This is a genomic window from Pelomonas sp. Root1217 (genome assembly GCF_001425705.1).
Lineage (GTDB): Bacteria > Pseudomonadota > Gammaproteobacteria > Burkholderiales > Burkholderiaceae_C > Pelomonas.
In genome coordinates this window covers 952446-968954 of record NZ_LMDC01000001.1, presented here as the reverse complement: position 1 = coordinate 968954, position 16509 = coordinate 952446, and the positions used below count along the sequence as shown (strand labels likewise).

General features: G+C 66.8%; 17 protein-coding genes. 11 read left to right on the top strand and 6 right to left on the bottom strand.

The genetic code is table 11. The features are described 5' to 3' along the window. Positions 1 to 55: 55 nt before the first annotated feature. The 3 genes from ASC95_RS04475 to ASC95_RS04465 form a co-directional block, all read right to left on the bottom strand. Positions 56 to 850 (bottom strand): hypothetical protein, encoded by a 795-nt coding sequence (locus ASC95_RS04475; protein WP_057296533.1) that lies wholly within the window; start codon positions 848 to 850, stop codon positions 56 to 58. Positions 851 to 945: 95 nt separating this feature from the next. Then, positions 946 to 1602, bottom strand: coding sequence for a response regulator transcription factor (locus tag ASC95_RS04470; protein ID WP_057297048.1), 657 nt, complete (start codon positions 1600 to 1602; stop codon positions 946 to 948). Positions 1603 to 1732: 130 nt separating this feature from the next. Then, positions 1733 to 2863 carry a PAS domain-containing sensor histidine kinase gene (locus ASC95_RS04465; protein ID WP_082567556.1) on the bottom strand — a complete coding sequence of 377 codons (1131 nt, stop codon included), beginning with the start codon at positions 2861 to 2863 and terminating at the stop codon, positions 1733 to 1735. 128 nt (positions 2864 to 2991) lie between these two features. Here ASC95_RS04465 and ASC95_RS04460 point away from each other — a divergent pair, with 128 nt between their 5' ends. The 7 genes from ASC95_RS04460 to ASC95_RS04430 all read left to right on the top strand — a co-directional run bounded on the left by ASC95_RS04460 (position 2992) and on the right by ASC95_RS04430 (position 9026). Then, complete coding sequence (locus ASC95_RS04460) at positions 2992 to 4002, top strand: sulfate ABC transporter substrate-binding protein (RefSeq protein WP_057296531.1); 1011 nt, start codon at positions 2992 to 2994, stop codon at positions 4000 to 4002. A gap of 128 nt (positions 4003 to 4130) precedes the next feature. Next, positions 4131 to 4970, top strand: a complete 840-nt coding sequence (gene cysT / locus ASC95_RS04455; protein WP_157255946.1) for a sulfate ABC transporter permease subunit CysT — start codon at positions 4131 to 4133, stop codon at positions 4968 to 4970. Further along, complete coding sequence (gene cysW / locus ASC95_RS04450) at positions 4967 to 5851, top strand: sulfate ABC transporter permease subunit CysW (protein WP_057296530.1); 885 nt, start codon at positions 4967 to 4969, stop codon at positions 5849 to 5851. Before cysT ends, cysW begins: the two co-directional genes overlap by 4 nt. Continuing rightward, entirely contained in the window at positions 5851 to 6909 is a 1059-nt protein-coding gene (locus ASC95_RS04445) for a sulfate/molybdate ABC transporter ATP-binding protein (RefSeq protein WP_057296529.1), read from the top strand. The genes cysW and ASC95_RS04445 overlap by 1 nt, the downstream gene beginning before the upstream one ends. Positions 6910 to 7038: 129 nt before the next feature. Then, complete coding sequence (locus ASC95_RS04440) at positions 7039 to 8067, top strand: PEP-CTERM sorting domain-containing protein (protein WP_057296528.1); 1029 nt, start codon at positions 7039 to 7041, stop codon at positions 8065 to 8067. A 148-nt stretch (positions 8068 to 8215) separates the two neighbouring features. Next, entirely contained in the window at positions 8216 to 8434 is a 219-nt protein-coding gene (locus tag ASC95_RS04435) for a molybdopterin-binding protein (RefSeq protein WP_057296527.1), read from the top strand. Between the two features lie 4 nt (positions 8435 to 8438). Beyond that, entirely contained in the window at positions 8439 to 9026 is a 588-nt protein-coding gene (locus tag ASC95_RS04430; protein WP_057296526.1) for an alpha/beta hydrolase, read from the top strand. 162 nt (positions 9027 to 9188) lie between these two features. Here the strand turns inward: ASC95_RS04430 and ASC95_RS04425 are convergent, their stop codons facing one another. Then, entirely contained in the window at positions 9189 to 10067 is an 879-nt protein-coding gene (locus tag ASC95_RS04425; protein ID WP_057296525.1) for a dienelactone hydrolase family protein, read from the bottom strand. A 127-nt stretch (positions 10068 to 10194) separates the two neighbouring features. Between ASC95_RS04425 and ASC95_RS04420 the strand changes: the two genes are divergently transcribed. The 4 genes from ASC95_RS04420 (at position 10195) to ASC95_RS04405 (ending at position 15010) form a co-directional block, all read left to right on the top strand. Then, complete coding sequence (locus tag ASC95_RS04420) at positions 10195 to 11160, top strand: CysB family HTH-type transcriptional regulator (protein WP_057296524.1); 966 nt, start codon at positions 10195 to 10197, stop codon at positions 11158 to 11160. Between the two features lie 76 nt (positions 11161 to 11236). After that, entirely contained in the window at positions 11237 to 12229 is a 993-nt protein-coding gene (locus ASC95_RS04415) for a sulfate ABC transporter substrate-binding protein (protein ID WP_057296523.1), read from the top strand. A 74-nt stretch (positions 12230 to 12303) separates the two neighbouring features. Beyond that, positions 12304 to 13821, top strand: a complete 1518-nt coding sequence (locus ASC95_RS04410) for a DUF1800 domain-containing protein (protein WP_057296522.1) — start codon at positions 12304 to 12306, stop codon at positions 13819 to 13821. 4 nt (positions 13822 to 13825) lie between these two features. Further along, a complete protein-coding gene (locus ASC95_RS04405; protein ID WP_057296521.1) occupies positions 13826 to 15010 on the top strand; it encodes a DUF1501 domain-containing protein in 1185 nt (394 codons plus the stop codon). Here ASC95_RS04405 and ASC95_RS04400 read toward each other — a convergent pair. Together ASC95_RS04400 and ASC95_RS04395 are read right to left on the bottom strand one after the other, a co-directional pair. Continuing rightward, complete coding sequence (locus tag ASC95_RS04400; RefSeq protein WP_056197620.1) at positions 15007 to 15564, bottom strand: flavodoxin family protein; 558 nt, start codon at positions 15562 to 15564, stop codon at positions 15007 to 15009. The two genes, ASC95_RS04405 and ASC95_RS04400, sit on opposite strands and share 4 nt — an antisense overlap. Positions 15565 to 15744: 180 nt before the next feature. Continuing rightward, positions 15745 to 16467, bottom strand: a complete 723-nt coding sequence (locus ASC95_RS04395; protein WP_057297046.1) for a pirin family protein — start codon at positions 16465 to 16467, stop codon at positions 15745 to 15747. Positions 16468 to 16509: the final 42 nt, after the last annotated feature.

The window sequence follows — 16509 nt, the reverse complement described above, 5'->3', positions numbered from 1 at the left end:
AGGCATTTGTTTCATTTGTCTGCCGGCGATGCCTTCCGGCAGCCAGGACCAGCCCTCAGGCGCCTCCGGCGGTAGCCTTCGTGATCTGCACCTGCACCTCGCCCACGCCGGCGAACACGTGCCGCGACTGCTGGCCGATGCGGATGTCGTGCACGCCGGTGATCATGCCGGTCGAGATGACGTCGCCGGCGCGCAGGATCTCGCCCTGCTGGGCCCGCTTGTTCAGCGTAAAGGCCAGCGCGCCGAGAGGCCCTGGCTTGATGGCGACCTTGCCTGTGCCGACGGACTGGCCATCGATGAAGGTCTCCACATCGATCGTTTCCAGGTCGCGCCAGTTGGCGATCTCGGCACCGACGACGACGCCCCAGTTGTTGCCGAAGTCGGAGATGACGGCCCCCGGGCCGATGTCGTTCAGGGTCGCGAGCGGGCTGCTGGCGACCTCCACGCCGATGTGCATGGACTTGACCAGCGGGGCGACGGTGTCGGCCGTCCAGTCGCTCTTGCCGGCCGGTGAATCCGCGGCGACGACGATGACGACTTCGGCCTCGACCGCCGCAAAGCCGCCTTCGAAGACCGGGCATTGCACGGCAACACCTTGCGCCACGTGGTGGACGTTGGCGGCAAAGGCGGGCCCGATGAGGCGCTCTTCAGGAAACTGCGCCGCGAACGCCGGGTTCACACGGGCGACCTTCCAGCCCTTGACCGCATCGGGCCAGCGGGCGATGGCGGCGGCCTGGATGGCATAGGCCTCGGCCAGCGTCGCGGGCGGCGTGCCGGGGTAGGCTTCGATCGCAAGGCCGGCGGCGCGGGCGGCGGTGAAGGCTTCGGCGATTTGCTGGGTGGCGCTCATGAAGTTCTTTCTGTGCGCCGGCCGGCGCGGTGATGCATGCGGTCGGCAATGTACCGCGCAAAACGAAACGTGGTTTCACTTCTCGGGAAGCGGTCCTATCCCGCCTGCTCCATGCGCACTGCAAACAGCGCCAGCTCTACGTCATTGCGCACGCCTATCTTTTCCAGCACACGGGCGCGATAGGTGGACACGGTATTGGGCGAGAGCACCAGCTGTTCGGCGATCTCGCCCACGCTGCGGCCGGCGGCCAGCAGCTTGAAGACCTGGTATTCGCGGTGGGACAGAAGTTCGTGCAGGGCTTGCGTGTCGTCCGCCTGCCGGCTACCCGGCCCGCCCGCGCCGATGGCGCCGGCCAGTTGCTCGGCCACGCTGGGCGTGATGAAGAGCTTGCCGCGGGCGACGCTGCGCACGGCGTCGATCATCTGCTCGCTGTCAGCGCTCTTGTTCAGGTAGCCGGCCGCGCCGAGCTTCAAGCTGCGCACGGCGTACTGGCGGTCCGGGTAGGTGGACAGCATCAGCACCGGCAGCTTCGGGAACTCGGATTTCAGCGCCTTCAGGATGTCCAGGCCGTCGCGCTGGGGCATGGCGATGTCCAGCAGCACGACATCGACGCCGCCGGCGCGCACCCGCTGGATGGCGTCGGGCCCGTTGGCGGCCTCACCGACCACTTGCACATCCTCGGCTTCAGCCAGCACCTGCTTGATGCCCTGGCGGACGATGAGGTGGTCATCGCAGATGAGGACGCGGATCATGTTTGCCATCCGCAGCGCGGCGCGCAACCCAGGGCCGGAGATGCAACCACGGATGCACAGAGGCACAGAGAAGTCCTTTTCTCTGCCTGTTTCCTCAGTGCCTCTGTGCCTCTGTGGTCGTGTTCGTTGTTCATCCTTGCTCCAGCGGCATCACCAACCGCACCGTCGTGCCCCGCCCGGGAAAACTCTCGATGCCCACTCGGCCGCCGAAGTGCCCCGCCCGCTCCCGCATGCCCAGCACGCCGTAGCTGCGCGCATCGTTGAGTGCCTCGGGCGCGGCGCCCACACCGTCGTCGCGCACCTGCAGGTAGAGCACCGGCCCCGGCGGCGCGTCCACGTCGAGGCGAATGGCCACGTGCCGCGCCCGCGCATGCCGGGCGATGTTGGACAACACCTCCTGGAAGATGCGGAAAACCGCGATGGCCAGGCCCCCTTCCGGCGGCGCCACGTCGGCGGCCACATGCATCTTGAAGTCGACCTGGCGTTCGTCGCTGCCAGCCAGCTCGAACTCCTGGGCCTGCCACTCCAGCGCCGCCCACAGGCCCTGGTGGTCGAGGATGCTGGGGCGCAGGTCGGTGATGATGCGGCCGACCGAGTCGACCGCCGTGTCCACCAGGCCGCCCATGCGCTGGCACTTGTCCACCATGGGCTCGCGTTGTGCCGCATCGCCGACGCGGCGGGCCAGCCAGTCCAGGTCCATCTTCAGCGCGACGAGCAGCGAGCCGAGCTCATCATGGATCTCGCGGGCGATGCGCTTGCGCTCGGTCTCGCGCACGGCCTCCAGGTGGTGGGCCAGCTCGCGCAGCTCGGCGGTGCGCCCGGCCACGCGCTGCTCCAGCTCGTCATGGCTGGCGCGCAGCAACGCCTCGGCCTGGCGACGCGCCGAGATGTCGACGAAGGTGACGACGGCGCCCTGCACCTCCCCGGCCTCGATGACGGGATAGCTCGAATATTCGGCGGGGAAAGCGCTGCCGTCGGCTCGCCACAGCACCTCGTCGTCGATGCGGCAGGGCTCGCCACGGCGAAAGGCATTGAAGATCGGGCAGTCGCACTCGGGGTAGTGGGCACCGCTTTCTCGTGAGTGGTGGATCAGCTCGTGCATGTTTCGGCCCAGCACCTGTTCCGTGCGCCAGCCCAGGGCCTCGCAGGCGGCACGGTTGACGAAGGTGCAGCAGCCGGCCATGTCGATGCCAAAGATGCCTTCGCCCGTGCTTTCCAGCAGCAGCGAGGCAGTCGAGGGGTGGTCAAGGGCAAACGGCATGCTCATGAGATTAGCAAGCAGCGCGCCACTCAATGCCCTGGAACGAATAAGGAAATAAGAAAACTGTCCTTCCGCGAATAAGAGACTTTGGGCACCCTCTCGGCTTTCGTTCACCCGACGGCCCAGTCATGCCCTCTTTCCTGCCCACCCGCCGCGCCCTGGTCGCGCTGATGGCCGCCACGGCCGCCCTGCCCGCCTTTGCCGCCGACGCGACGCTGCTCAATGTCTCCTACGACGTCGCCCGTGAGCTCTACAAGCAGATCAACCCGGCCTTCGTGGCCGCACAGAAGGCCAAGGGCCAGGTCGTGACCGTCAACCAGAGCCACGGCGGCTCCAGCAAGCAGATCGGTGCCGTCATCGGCGGCCTGGAGGCCGACGTCGTGACGATGAACCAGGCCACCGACGTGGACCAGCTCGCCAGCGCCGGCCTCACGCCCGCCGACTGGCGCAGCCGCTTCCCCAACAACGCGGCGCCCTATTCGTCGACCATGACCTTCCTCGTGCGCAAGGGCAACCCCAAGGGCATCAAGGACTGGAGCGACTTGGCCCGCCCTGGCGTGCAGGTCATCATCCCCAACCCCAAGGTCACCGGCAACGGCCGCTATAGCTATCTGGCCATCTGGGGCAGCGTCATCGCCACTGGCGGCAGTGAGGCCCAGGCCAAGGAGCTGGTGACCAAGGTGCTGACCAATGTGCCGGTGCTGGACGGTGGCGGCCGCGGCGCAACGACGACCTTCACGCAGCGCGGCATCGGCGATGTGCTTGTCACCTTCGAGGCCGAGGTCGAGCTGATCGAGAACGAGTTCGGCAAGGGCCAGTTCGAGCAGGTCAACCCCAGCATCTCCATCGAGACCGACGCACCGGTGGCCATCGTCGACAAGGTCGTGGCCAAGAAGGGCAGCGCCGCGCTGGCCAAGGCCTACCTCGACTTCCACTGGAGCCCGGAAGGCCAGGAAATCATCGCCAAGAACAACTTCCGCCCGCGCGACCCGGCCATCTTCAAGAAGCACGCACAGCGCTTCGCCAACATCAAGCTCTTCACGGTGGACCAGACGCTGGGCGGCTGGGCCAAGGTCAGCAAGCAGCACTTTGCCGATGGCGGTTCGTTTGACCAGGTGATGGCGAGCATCAAACGCTGAGCGAATTCAAACGCAACCACAGAGGCACAGAGGCACAGAGAAACCTCTGAGTTCAGGTCTCCCTCTGTGCCTCTGTGCCTCTGTGGTTGCATTTCTCTTTGCCGCCGACGCGGCTAAAAAAACTAGATATGGCTTTGTTCTCCCTGGGACGGCGACGTGTCCTGCCCGGCTTCGCGCCGACGCTCGGCTTCACGCTGTTCTACCTGTCACTCATCGTGCTGGTGCCGCTAACCGCGGTGTTCCTGAAGTCATCGGGCCACGGCTTCGAGGCGTTCTGGACCGCCGCCACGTCACCGCGCGTGATGGCGTCATACAAGCTCAGCTTCGGCGCCTCGCTGATCGCCGCCTTCATCAACCTCTTCTTCGGGCTCATCCTGGCCTGGTGCATCGTCCGCTACGAGTTCCCGGGCAAGAAGCTGGTTGACGCGCTCATCGATCTGCCCTTCGCCCTGCCCACCGCCGTGGCCGGCATCGCGCTGACGGCGCTATATGCGCCCAACGGCTGGGTCGGCTCCCTCTTTGCCAAGTACGACATCAAGATCGCCTTCACGCCGCTGGGCATCCTGCTGGCGCTGATCTTCATCGGCCTGCCCTTCATCGTGCGCACGGTGCAGCCGGTGCTGGAGGACATGGAGACCGAGTTGGAAGAAGCCGCGGCATCACTCGGCGCCCAGCGCTGGACGACCTTCCGCTATGTCGTGTTGCCCACGCTGCTGCCCGCCTTGCTGACCGGCTTCGCGCTGGCCTTCGCGCGTGCCGTGGGCGAGTACGGCTCGGTGATCTTCATCGCCGGCAACATCCCCATGGTCAGCGAGATCACGCCGCTGATGATCATCGCCAAGCTGGAGCAGTACGACTATGTGGGTGCCACGGCCATCGCGGCCGTCATGCTGATCGTCAGCTTCGTGCTGCTGCTGGCCATCAATGGCCTGCAGGCCTGGAGTTCGCGCCGGGGAGGAAAGCGATGAGCACGGCTTTGCACCTCGCACCACCGCGTGCCCGCGCCAAGTATCAGGACAACCCGGCCACGCGCGAATCGCCTGTGGTGCGTTTCACGCTGCTGGCGCTGGGCCTGACCTTCTTCGCCGTCTTCCTGCTGCTGCCGCTGGTCGCCGTGTTCACCGAGGCGCTGCGCAAGGGCTGGGAGGTGTACTTCGCGTCCATCGCCGAAGAGGAAACCTTCTCCGCCATCAAGCTGACGCTGATCGCCACCGCCATCGCAGTGCCGCTGAATCTGGTGTTCGGCCTGAGCGCGTCCTGGCTGATCGCCAAGCACGAGTTCCGCGGCAAGCAGCTGCTGATCACGCTGATCGACCTGCCCTTCTCGGTCTCACCCGTCGTGGCCGGCCTGATGTATGTGCTGATCTTCGGCGCCCAGGGCTGGTTCGGCCCCTGGCTGCAGGAGCACGACGTGAAGATCATCTTCGCCGTGCCCGGCATCGTGCTGGCGACCGTCTTCGTGACCTTCCCCTTCGTCGCCCGCGAGCTGATCCCGCTGATGCAGGCGCAAGGCAAGGACGAGGAGGAGGCCGCGACCGTGCTCGGCGCCAGCGGCTGGCAGACCTTCCGCCGCGTCACGCTGCCCAATATCAAGTGGGGGCTGCTGTACGGCGTCATCCTGTGCAATGCACGCGCCATGGGCGAGTTCGGCGCCGTGTCGGTCGTCTCCGGCCACATTCGCGGCCTGACCAACACGCTGCCTTTGCACGTCGAGATCCTCTACAACGAATACCAGTTCGCGGCCGCCTTCGCCGTGGCCTCACTGCTCGCGCTGCTGGCGCTGGTGACGCTGGTGATCAAGCAATTCATCGAGTGGCGCGCCAGCCAGTCGTCGCACGGGAGCGAGTGATGAGCATCCAGGTCCAGAACATCCACAAGAGTTTCGGCAACTTCACCGCCTTGGGTGACGTGTCGCTGGAATTCCCGACCGGCGAGCTGGTGGCTCTGCTCGGCCCCTCGGGCTGCGGCAAGACGACGCTGCTGCGCATCATTGCCGGCCTGGAGAAGGCCGACGCGGGCCGCGTGTTGCTGGACGGCCAGGACGCCTCCGACACGCACGTGCGCGAGCGCCAGGTCGGCTTCGTCTTTCAGCACTACGCGCTGTTCCGCCACATGACGGTGTTCGACAACGTCGCCTTCGGCCTGCGCGTGAAGCCCAGAAAGCAGCGCCTGCCGGAGGCCGAGATCAAGAAGCGCGTCACCGAGCTGCTCAAGCTCGTGCAGCTGGACTGGCTGGGCGACCGCTTCCCGCCCCAGCTTTCCGGCGGCCAGCGCCAGCGCATCGCCCTGGCCCGCGCGCTGGCCGTGGAGCCACGCGTGCTGCTGCTGGACGAACCCTTCGGCGCGCTGGACGCCAAGGTGCGCAAGGAACTGCGCCGCTGGCTGCGCCGCCTGCACGACGAGCTGCACATCACCAGCATCTTCGTCACCCACGACCAGGACGAAGCGCTTGAGGTCGCCGACCGCATCGTGCTGATGGACCATGGTCGCGTCGAGCAGGTCGGCACGCCGCAGGAGGTCTACGAGAAGCCCGCGACGCCCTTCGTCTACGGCTTCCTTGGCGCGGTCAACCGCTTCGTCGGCCAGGCGCGCGGTGGCGTGCTGCACATGGGCGAACACCAACTGCCGCACGCGGGCGCGCATGGCGAGGGGGAGGTGCAGGCCTACGCCCGACCGCACGAGCTGCAGATCCTGACGGACGAATCGGCCCAGGGTCTGTCGGCCACGGTGGAGCGCGTGCTGTCCTTCGGCGCGAGCGCACGGGTCGAGCTGATCGGGCCGGACGGCCAGCCGCTGGAAGCGGAGCTGACGCGTGAGGAAGCCGACGCACTGCGGCTGCAGGGTGGGCAGCGGGTGAAGCTGAGTGCGGCGAGGTTGAGCCTGTTCGAGGCGGGGGCCGGGATCTGACGGCAGGCTTCGAGCGCGCTCGAGATTCAAGCCGCGACGGCGGCTCCCTGGCGCCGCTCCCCTAGTCTGAACCGCGCCTTTTCAGGCGCGCCGCGCACAATGGCCTTCCTTTGCCGCGCGAGGTGCACCATGCGATCAAGCCAGATCCTTCTGCTCGGTGCCATCGCACTGTCAGCCGGCGCCGAGATTGCAAGCGCGGCAGTGCTGACCTCCTCTCTGACCGACTGGGGCAACATCACGGTCTTCGGCCCCGCCGTGACACGCTCGGGCGGTGCGAAAACCGAGATCGTGCGCCAGCGCAACGAGTGGGACCGCGATTTCGATGGGGTTTTCAATCCGCTGGTCGACGGAGAGATCGTCCAGAACGTATGGACCGAGGCGAGCGTGGTGGGTGGCGCGCCCGTTTTTCGGAGTTACCACGATCTGAAAGGCAGCGGCATTCCGCTGAACAACGGGGTGGGCTGGACCGGCTTTCGCACCAACGCCGGCTTTGGCGACACCTGGACGATCACCGTTCCAGGCGCGCCCATCGGGATGGATCTGGCGCCGGCGTTCGCGTTCGGGGTCAGCAGCAAGCTGGGCGATCTTTTTGCGCCCGGTGGCGCGGTGGGCCTGCCGCCGAACTTTTATCCGTACAACCCGCTGTGGGGCAGCGTGCCGCCCGGTGTCCCGGTGATCGGTCCCTTGCCAACCGCGCCGACGGTCGATCTTTTCATGAGCATCGACAACTACCGCTGGTATGACTACAAGACCACGGATGGCAATACCGCAGCGATCGTTCCCTTTGGCGGCGCCGCGTTCTCCTCGGGCCTGCTCAAGGTGCAGAACGGCGTGCCTTTTGCGATTCAGATCGACTTCATCGCCGGCTGGCAGATGACGCACAGCGAAATTGCGGCGCTGATCGGGCCCGCGTATGACCGCTTCTCGACCAACGCCGTGTTCGACGCCTCCCATACCGCCATGTTGTCCGCGGTGACCGTCCATGACGCCGCAGGGGTGCTCCAGCAGGGCTGGTCGCTGACCAACAGCCAGGGAGCGCTGGTCACACCGATTGCGCCGCAGGTTCCGGAACCGGGTTCGATCCTCCTGTTCATGCTGGGCGGCCTCGCGCTATCGCTGTTGTCGGCAAGGCGCCGGCGCTTGGCGAACAGCGCTTGAGCGAAATGACGGGGCTTCGAGTCACGCGGCGCGTGGCTGCGCGTCTTGCTCACCCCTTCCTCGCCCCTCGCATGTCCTGCTACAAAACCCTTCGTTCCCTGATTCATCGGCACTGAGCACACTGAAATCTCCCCATCCAGGAGTTTTCATGAGCATCACCGCCATCAACGTGCGCAACCAGTTCCGCGGCACGATCAAGGAAATCATCGAGGGGCCGGTCGTGTCCGAGGTCGACGTCCTCACCCGCAACGGCGACGTGGTCACGTCGGTCATCACGACACGCTCGGTCAAGGACTTGGGGCTGGAGGTCGGCCGCGAGGTCGTCGCCCTGGTCAAGTCCACCGAAGTGTCGATCGCGACGCTGTGACGTCATGAGCTACCAGGCGCCCCGCGTTCTCATCATCCCGGGCCTGCACGACAGCGGCCCGGCGCATTGGCAGACCTGGCTGCAGGGCCAGTACCGCGACGCCCGCCGCGTCACGCAGCGCGACCCGAGCAAACCCGAGTTGGAGCGCTGGGCCGAGCGCATCCAGCGCACGCTGGAAGTGGCGGGTGAAGGGGAATGGCTGGCCGTGGCCCACAGCTTCGGCTGCCTGGCCCTGGCCCGCCATCTGGCCGACCAGCCCGCCTCGCCCATCCGCGAAGCGCTGTTCGTCGCGCCCGCGGAACCCGACAAGTTCGGCATCGCCGAGTCGCTGCCCCACCATCGCCTGCCGCGCCGCTCGCGACTGATTGCCAGCAGCACCGATCCGTGGATGAGCGCCGCCAGCGCCGCGCGTTGGGCGCACCGTTGGGGAGCGAGTTACAGCAATCTCGGCCCGGTCGGGCACATCAATGCCGAGGCCGGCTTCGGGCCCTTCCCGCTGGCCAAGAGCTGGATCGAGGCCGCGCGAGCCCGTGCCGCCGCGGAGCAAAGGCCGCGCCACGCGGAATTCCGCGAGTGGGCCTTTGCCGTCTGAGAATGTCAGCCCCTCGCCCAGGCCGGCCTGCTGAACGCGGCCAGCCTGATCGGTCCCCCGAGGGGACGACGATGCCCGCCGGATTGACCGGCAAGCATCGCCCAAGGCGGGCCGGCTAGGGAGCGGCCCGGCGCTCGGCCCGCAACCGCCGCAAAGTGGGCGTCAGCCCAATGTCGACTTGAACACCGCCAGCGTGCGGTCCCAGGCCAGTTGGGCCGCCGCCGCGTCATACCGAGGCGTCGTGTCGTTGTTGAACCCATGCTGTGCGCCGGCGTAGACGAACTGCTCGTAGCGCACACCCGCCGCCTTCAGCGCGGCCTCATAGGCCGGCCAACTGGCGTTGACGCGCTCGTCGTTGCCTGCATAGTGCAGCAGCAGCCGCGCCTTGATGCGCGGCACGTCCTCCAGCGCCGGCGCAGCGCCGTAGAAGGGTACGGCCACGGCCAGCTCGGGCACCTGCGTGGCCACATGGTTGGCCAGCGAACCTCCCCAGCAGAAGCCGACCACGCCGACCTTGCCATCGGCGTCGGGCAGCGTCAGCAGCCCGCGAGCGGCGGCGACGATGTCTGCGCGCGTCTTGGTGGCATCGAGCTTGCCAAAGAGTTCACGCGCCTTGTCCTCGTCGCCCGGGTAGCCACCCAACGGCGCCAGTGCGTCGGGCGCATAGGCCACGTACCCGGCGAGCGCGACACGGCGGGCGATGTCCTCGATGTGCGGGTTCAGGCCACGGTTCTCATGCACCACCAGCACGGCGGGCAGCTTGCCCGCAGCACTTGCCGGCTTGGCCAGATAGCCCTGCACCTTGCCGCTGCCCTGCGGCGACTCGAAGGCCTGGCGGCGCGTGGCCAGGCGCGGGTCATCTGGCTTGACCTGCTGGGCCGCGGCGAAATTAGGGCTGAGTGTGGCCAACAGCGCAGCGGCACCCGCCGGGCCACCGGCGAAGCTGGCGGCCTGCTCAAGAAAACCGCGCCGGCTCAGGTCGCCGTGCACGTATCGATCGAACAAGGCCCAGGCCTGGGTCGGAATGGCTTCCTTATGCATGCATTGACTCCTTGGATGCCAGCCAACTGTAGGCGCGCCAAAAGCGCCTGACACCACCACGAAGTGCATAACGATATGGCGAATGGTTCGACGACAGAAGTGATCGCTGTTCGCAGAATCGCCCCGCATGAACTTCCAGCAACTCCGCTCCGTCCGCGAAGCCCAGCGCCGCGGCTTCAATCTGACCGAAGTCGCTCAGGCCTTGCACACCTCGCAACCCGGCGTCAGCCGCCAGATCCGCGAGCTGGAAGAAGAACTCGGCATCGAACTCTTCGTGCGCGTCGGCAAGCGCCTGACCGGGCTGACCGAGCCGGGCGAGCAGGTGCTGCCCGTCATCGAGCGCCTGCTGCTGGAGGCCGAGAACCTCAAGCGCGCGGCCGACGACTTCGCCCAGGCCGGCAGCGGCCGCCTGCGCATCGCGGCCACGCACAGCCAGGCGCGCTATGCGCTGCCACCCGCCGTGCGCGACTTCCGCGCCCATCATCCCGATGTGAGCCTGCATCTGCAGCAGGGTTCGCCCCAGCAGATCGCCCGCCTGCTGCTCGATGGCGAGGCCGACGTGGGCATCGCCACCGAGGCGCTGGCGCAATACCCTGAACTCGTCGCCCTGCCCTGCTACCGCTGGACACACTCGGTCGTCGTGCCGCCCGACCACCCGCTGCTGGATGGCCCGCTGACGCTGGCCCGCCTGGCGCAGTTCCCCATCGTCACCTACGAGCCCGGCTACACCGGCCGCTCCCACATCGACGAGGCCTTTGCCTCGGCCCAGTTGCAGCCCCACATCGTGCTGAGCGCGATGGATGCCGACGTCATCAAGACCTATGTGGAGCTGGGCCTGGGCGTGGGCATCGTCGCGGCCATCGCCTTCGACGAGGAGCGCGACCGTCATCTGCGCGCCATCGACGCGCGCCATCTGTTCGAGGACAACATGACGCGGCTGGCCGTGCGCCGCAGCGCCTATCTGCGCGACTACATCTACGAGTTCATCCAGACGTTTGCGTCGCCGCTCAAGCGAGAGGTCGTCGATGCGGCCCGCCACGAGCTGCCGACCGTGGCGGCTGAACCCGTGCTGGCCTGGTCGAAAGCCGCATGAGCTTGGTTGTTCTTCTTCTTTGCCCACGCCTGCCCCCATCCCTAGAGTGAACCGTTCCATCCCTAACTCAAACACCATGCGTCGCCTTCTCACCGCCCTCTCGCTTGCCGTCGCCGCCACCGGCGCATTGGCCCAGACCTCGCTGCTCAACGTCTCCTACGATCCGACGCGCGAGCTCTACCAGGACTTCAACAAGGCCTTCGCCGCGCAGTGGAAGGCCAAGACCGGAGAGACGGTCAGCATCAAGGCCTCGCACGGCGGCTCGGGCAAGCAGGCCCGCGCGGTCATTGACGGACTGGAGGCCGACGTCGTCACGCTGGCGCTGGCCTATGACATCGACGCCATCGCCGACCACAAGCTGCTGCCACTGGACTGGCAGAAGAAGCTGCCCAACAACGCCAGCCCCTACACGTCGACCATCGTCTTCCTGGTGCGCAAGGGCAACCCGAAGAAGATCAGCAACTGGCCCGACCTGGCGCGCAGCGGCGTCGACGTCATCACCCCCAACCCCAAGACCAGCGGCGGGGCGCGCTGGAACTACCTGGCCGCCTGGGGCTATGCGTTGAAGAACGGCGGCACGCCCGACTCGGCCAAGGACTTCGTCAAGCGCATCTACGCCAACACCAAGGTGCTGGACTCGGGCGCACGCGGCTCGACGACGACGTTTGTGGAGCGCGGCATCGGCGACGTGCTGATCGCCTGGGAGAACGAGGCCTACCTGGCCGTCAAGGAACTCGGCCCGGACAAGTTCGAGATCGTCACGCCCAGCGTGTCCATCCTCGCCGAGCCGCCGGTGGCCATCGTCGACAAGGTCGTCGACAAGCGCGGCACGCGCAAGCAGGCCGAGGCTTACCTGAACTACCTCTACAGCCCCGAGGGTCAGGAGATCGCAGCCAAGAACTACTACCGCCCGCGTGACGCCAAGGTCGCGGCCAAGTACGCCAAGCAATTTGCGCCGGTGAAGCTGTTCACTCTCGACGAGCTGTTCGGCAGCTGGCGCCAGGCTCAGAAAGCTCATTTCGACGATGGCGGCGTGTTTGATCAAATCTACGCACCTGGCGCGAAGTAAGGATGTGAAGTCTTGTTGCGGCCGTCATTCCGGCCTCGACATGGACCGTTGAGCGGCCTCATCATGAGGCCGCCATGAGAAACCTCGCGCTCAGCACCGCTCTCCTCGTCAGCCTCGTCGGTTGCGCCACGGCCCCGCCGCCGGCCACCTCGGCACACGGTCCAGCACAGGACACGCTCTGGCTGGACCGCCTCACTTGGGGCGCCAGCAGTGCCGACCTCGCGCAAGTGCGCAGCCGTGGCCGCGAAGCCTGGCTGGACGCCCAGCTCAAACCCGCCAACCAGGCGGCATTGCCCGACGCCGCTCAAGCGCAGATCCAGGCCCTCGCCATCACTCAGCCGCTGCTGCCGCTGGTGCAGCAGATGGAAGCCCAGCGCAAGGCCGCCGACGCGCTGGCCGACGACGCGGCCAAGGCCGAGGCGCAGAAGAACTACCAGCAGGCCCTGACCAAGCTGGCCCGCGAGGCGTCAACCCGCCAGCTGCTGCACGCCCTGTATTCATCCAACCAGGTGCAGGAGCAGCTGACCTGGTTCTGGTTCAACCACTTCAACGTCCACCAGTACAAGAGCAACCTGCGCGTCATGGTGGGCGACTACGAGCAGGGCCTGCGCGAACGGGCCCTGGGAAAGTTTCGCGACCTGCTCGGCTACACGGCCCACCACCCGGCCATGCTGCGCTACCTCGACAACGAGCAGAACGCCGCCAACCGCATCAACGAGAACTACGCCCGCGAGCTGCTGGAACTGCACACCCTGGGCGTGGGCGGTGGCTATAGCCAGAAGGATGTGCAGGAGCTGGCCCGCGTGCTGACCGGGCTGGGCGTGAACCTGACCGACAACAAACCCAAGCTCAAGCCCGCGCAGGAGGCGCAATACCGCCGAAACGGGCTGATGGAGTTCAACCCAGCGCGGCACGATTTCGGCGACAAGCAACTGCTCGGCATCGCCGTCAAGGGCCGGGGCGAAGCCGAGTTGGACCAGGTGCTGGACCTGCTGGCCAAGCACCCGAGCACGGCACGCTTCGTGTCGCGCAAGCTGGCCCAGTACTTCGTCGCCGACGAGCCGCCACCGGCCCTGGTCGAGCGCATGGCCGAGCGCTGGCAGCAAAGCGATGGCCGCATCGCCGAGGTGTTGCGCGCGATGGTGGGCTCGCCCGAGTTCGAGGCCTCGCTGGGCCGCAAGTTCAAGGACCCGACCCATTACGTCGTGTCGGCCGTGCGCCTGGCCTATGCCGACAAGGTCGTGCTCAACACCGGCCCCATGATCGGCTGGCTCTACCGCCTCGGCCAGGCGCCCTACAACCGCCAGACGCCCGATGGCTATGCGCTGGACGAGAGCGCCTGGGCCGGCCCGGGCCAGATGACGACGCGATTCGAGATCGCGCGCGCCATCGGCAGCGGCAGCGCTGGGCTCTTCAAGGTCGAGGGCGAGGCCAAGGACCGGCCGGCTTTCCCGCAGATCGCCCACCCGCTGTACTACGAAGGCATCGCGCCGCGGCTGGCCGCGCCCACGCAGCAAGCGCTGGCACAAGCCACCTCGCCGCAGGAATGGAACACCTATCTGCTGGCCTCCCCCGACTTCATGAACAGGTGACGCCATGAACCGACGCCTTTTGCTCCAGCTCGGCCTGGGTGCCGCCGTCCTGCCAACGCAACTGTGGGCCGCGGCGGCCGACACGCCCCGGCTGCTCGTCGTCTTCCTGCGCGGCGCCTATGACGCGGCCAACCTGCTGGTGCCCACCTCATCCAGCTTCTACTACGAGGCCCGGCCCAACATCGCCATCGCCAAGGCGGCCGCGCTGCCGCTGGACGCGAGCTGGGGCCTGTCGCCCGCGGTGGCCGACAGCATCCACCCGCTGTGGCTCAAGGGCCAGGCGGCCTTCGTGCCTTTTGCCGGCACCAACGACACGACGCGCAGCCACTTCGAGACCCAGGACCACATCGAGCTGGGCCTGGCCGACGAGGGTTCACGCGACTTCCGCAGCGGCTTCATGAACCGGCTGGCCGGCGTGCTCGGTGCGGGCTCGCCCGTCAGTTCGCGATTGGAAGCCATGGCCTTCACCGACCAGGTGCCGCTGATCCTGCGTGGCAACCTGCCCGTGGCCAACCAGGCGCTGCGCGACCTCGGCAAGCCGGCCATCAACGCCACCCAGGCCCAGGTCATTGCCGGCATGTATGCCAACACACGCATGGCCGGCACGGTCAGCGGTGGCTTCGAGGTGCGCGACGAGGTTTCGCGCGAGATGGCGGGCGAGATGGAGGCGGCCAGCCGCGGTGCCATTGCCGCCAAGGGCTTTGCGCTCGAAGCACGGCGCATCGCACGGCTGATGCGCGAACGCGTGACGCTGGGCTTCATCGACGTCGGCGGTTGGGACACCCACGTCGGCCAGGGCGGGGCGACCGGCCAGCTTGCCACCAAGCTCGGCGAACTGGGCCGCGGCCTGGCGCTGTTTGCCGACGAGATGGGGCCGCAGTGGAACAACACCGTGGTGGTGGTGGTCAGCGAGTTTGGCCGCACCTTCCGCGAGAACGGCAACCGCGGCACCGACCACGGCCACGGCAGCGCCTACTGGGTGCTGGGCGGCGGCGTGAAGGGCGGCCGGGTGCTGGGCGAACAGGTGGAGGTCAAGGCCGCCACACTGTTCCAGAACCGCGACTACCCGGTGCTCAACGAGTACCGGGCTCTCTTCGGCGGCCTGTTCAAGCGTATGTACGGCCTGAACGACGCGCAGCTGGCCGCCGTCTTTCCCGGGGCCAGCGCGCGCGATCTGGGCCTGGTTTAAGCCTTGCTCAGTCGGGCGGCAACCGTCTTGATGCGCTCACCGAAGGCCTTCGCCGTGGCGAAGTCGCCCGCGGCCATCTCGTCCGTGGAGGCATCGCTGGGCGAAACCGTCATCAGGCCGCCGAAGGACGCGACGTAGTTGATGTCGTCGCGCGTCGAGGCTTTCTTGTTGGCCGGCATCATGCCGGTGCCCACCCACAGCATGGAGTGCTGCTGGCTCAGCGTGAAGAAGTAGTGCAGCGTCGACAGCTTGTCGCCATTCATGGACGCGCTGTTCGTGAAGCCGGCGGCCAGCTTGTCCTTCCAGCCCTGGCCGAACCAGACCTTGCTGGAGGCGTCGGCAAACTTCTTGAACTGCCAGCTGGCCGCGCCCATGTAGGTGGGCGAACCAAAGACGATGGCATCGGCCGCGGCCAGCGCTTCCCAGTCGGCGTCCTTCAGATTGCCTTCGGCATCGATGGCGATGAGCTGGGCGCCAGCGCTCTCGGCGACGGTCTCGGCGATGCGCTTGGTATGGCCGTAGCCGGAGTGGTAGACGACAACGATCTTGCTCATGGAAGTTCCTTTCGGAGTGGAGTGAATTCGAAACTTGCGGGACGAGCGCCGGGCCGCTCCCTAGCCGGCCCGCGCTGGCGATGTGCTTGCGGCTCAACGCCGCAAGCATCGCCGTCCCCGCGGGGGACCGACCGGATCCGCCCGCGTTCAGCGAGGCGAAACCGGGCGAGGGGCTTCATCTCAGGCGGCCAGGTCGAAGACGAGCACCTCGGCATCATGGCCGGCCGTCAACGCGAGGCGCGATGTTTCGCGAATTTGCAAGGCATCACCGGTTGTCAGGTCTTGTCCATTCACGCTAAGCGCGCCACGCACGAGGTGCACATAGGCAAGGCGACCGGGCGCCAGTTCAAGGTCCGCTTGCTCGGCACCGTCGAAGAGACCGGCGTACAGGCGCGCATCGGCGTGGATGGTCACGGAGCCTTCGGCGCCATCATTGGCCGCGACAAGGCGCAGCCGGCCGCGCTTGGAGCCGGCGTCGAAGTGCTTCTGCTCATAGCTCGGCGCGATGCCGCGGGCGTCAGGTCGGATCCAGATCTGCAGGAAGTGCGTCGTTTCGTCCTTGGCATGGTTGAACTCGCTGTGCATCACGCCGGTACCGGCGCTCATGCGCTGCACATCGCCGGGGCGGATGACACCCGCATTCGCGCCCCCGGCCTCACCATTGCCCATGCTGTCCTTGTGCGCCAGTTCGCCGGAGAGCACGTAGCTGATGATTTCCATGTCGCGATGGCCATGCGTGCCGAACCCTTTGCCCGCCGCGATCTTGTCTTCGTTGATGACGCGCAGCGGCCCGAAGCCCATGCGGGCCGGATCGTAGTAGTCGGCAAAGGAGAAGCTGTGAAAGGACTTCAGCCAGCCATGGTCGGCATAGCCGCGGTCACTCGACTTGATCAGTTGCATCACTTGGTTTTGCATGCTGAGGCTCCTTGCTTGTTGGCGATGGAG

Excerpts from the sequence above, each read along its gene's own strand:
- ASC95_RS04400 (WP_056197620.1), bottom strand. The coding sequence starts at position 15,564 with ATGAGCAAGATCGTTGTCGTCTACCACTCCGGCTACGGCCATACCAAG.
- ASC95_RS04460 (WP_057296531.1), top strand. The coding sequence starts at position 2,992 with ATGCCCTCTTTCCTGCCCACCCGCCGCGCCCTGGTCGCGCTGATGGCC.
- cysW (WP_057296530.1), top strand. The coding sequence starts at position 4,967 with ATGAGCACGGCTTTGCACCTCGCACCACCGCGTGCCCGCGCCAAGTAT.
- ASC95_RS04425 (WP_057296525.1), bottom strand. The coding sequence starts at position 10,067 with ATGCATAAGGAAGCCATTCCGACCCAGGCCTGGGCCTTGTTCGATCGA.
- ASC95_RS04430 (WP_057296526.1), top strand. The coding sequence starts at position 8,439 with ATGAGCTACCAGGCGCCCCGCGTTCTCATCATCCCGGGCCTGCACGAC.
- ASC95_RS04420 (WP_057296524.1), top strand. The coding sequence starts at position 10,195 with ATGAACTTCCAGCAACTCCGCTCCGTCCGCGAAGCCCAGCGCCGCGGC.
- ASC95_RS04445 (WP_057296529.1), top strand. The coding sequence starts at position 5,851 with ATGAGCATCCAGGTCCAGAACATCCACAAGAGTTTCGGCAACTTCACC.
- ASC95_RS04440 (WP_057296528.1), top strand. The coding sequence starts at position 7,039 with ATGCGATCAAGCCAGATCCTTCTGCTCGGTGCCATCGCACTGTCAGCC.
- ASC95_RS04405 (WP_057296521.1), top strand. The coding sequence starts at position 13,826 with ATGAACCGACGCCTTTTGCTCCAGCTCGGCCTGGGTGCCGCCGTCCTG.
- ASC95_RS04475 (WP_057296533.1), bottom strand. The coding sequence starts at position 850 with ATGAGCGCCACCCAGCAAATCGCCGAAGCCTTCACCGCCGCCCGCGCC.
- cysT (WP_157255946.1), top strand. The coding sequence starts at position 4,131 with ATGGCTTTGTTCTCCCTGGGACGGCGACGTGTCCTGCCCGGCTTCGCG.
- ASC95_RS04410 (WP_057296522.1), top strand. The coding sequence starts at position 12,304 with ATGAGAAACCTCGCGCTCAGCACCGCTCTCCTCGTCAGCCTCGTCGGT.
- ASC95_RS04465 (WP_082567556.1), bottom strand. The coding sequence starts at position 2,863 with ATGCCGTTTGCCCTTGACCACCCCTCGACTGCCTCGCTGCTGCTGGAA.
- ASC95_RS04435 (WP_057296527.1), top strand. The coding sequence starts at position 8,216 with ATGAGCATCACCGCCATCAACGTGCGCAACCAGTTCCGCGGCACGATC.
- ASC95_RS04470 (WP_057297048.1), bottom strand. The coding sequence starts at position 1,602 with ATGATCCGCGTCCTCATCTGCGATGACCACCTCATCGTCCGCCAGGGC.
- ASC95_RS04415 (WP_057296523.1), top strand. The coding sequence starts at position 11,237 with ATGCGTCGCCTTCTCACCGCCCTCTCGCTTGCCGTCGCCGCCACCGGC.